This is a genomic window from Vibrio sp. YT-19(2023), assembly GCF_033337395.1.
Genome location: NZ_JAWOQN010000858.1, coordinates 1 through 575 on the forward strand (window position 1 = coordinate 1; position 575 = coordinate 575).

Genomic DNA, 575 nt, shown 5'->3' on the forward strand with positions numbered 1-575 from the left:
TCAGCTGTTGGCAAAACTGAAAGCAGTCACCTGTTTCATCATCAGGCAAATACAACCCGCCTACGATTTTATCTTTGATCAGCGCTAAACCGGGTTCTTGTCGAAGGCACTGTTCAACGTCCATCAACTCAAATCGAGTACCACTTTGCTCAAGCAGCTTGAGGTCTTTTTCGATTGCGGTTAACTGTTGAGTTGTGCGGAACACTTGCAAGGTACCAAACTGGCGTCCTTGGTATTCAATCGCGTGCTCATTACGTAATTGTTCTAAGCAAGCTCGGCTGTGGTTGGCGATAGACAGCATGCGAGCTTTGTTGATTTGATAGCGAGGCAAGGTGCAGTTCGCAACCATCTTGCTTGCCCAACTGATCATGTCTGTGCTGAGCGACGGCTTTATTTTTAGTGGAGCGTGTTCTTCCATCAGCCATTTGATCGCCTTGAGCGGGATACCCGGAGCCGCCCATGGGGATGAGTAGCCATAAGAAATTTGTCCTGCATTGGCAAAGCTTGTTTCCATCGCGCTGCTTGGTTGGCGATCGATGACCGTGACTTGATAGCCTGCTTGAGATAAATACCAA

1 protein-coding gene is annotated in these 575 nt (G+C 48.3%); it reads right to left on the reverse strand.

The genetic code is table 11. The features are described 5' to 3' along the window. On the reverse strand, positions 1-575 hold a 575-nt coding region (locus R7E78_RS28845), incomplete at both ends, for an FAD-dependent oxidoreductase (protein ID WP_318058979.1).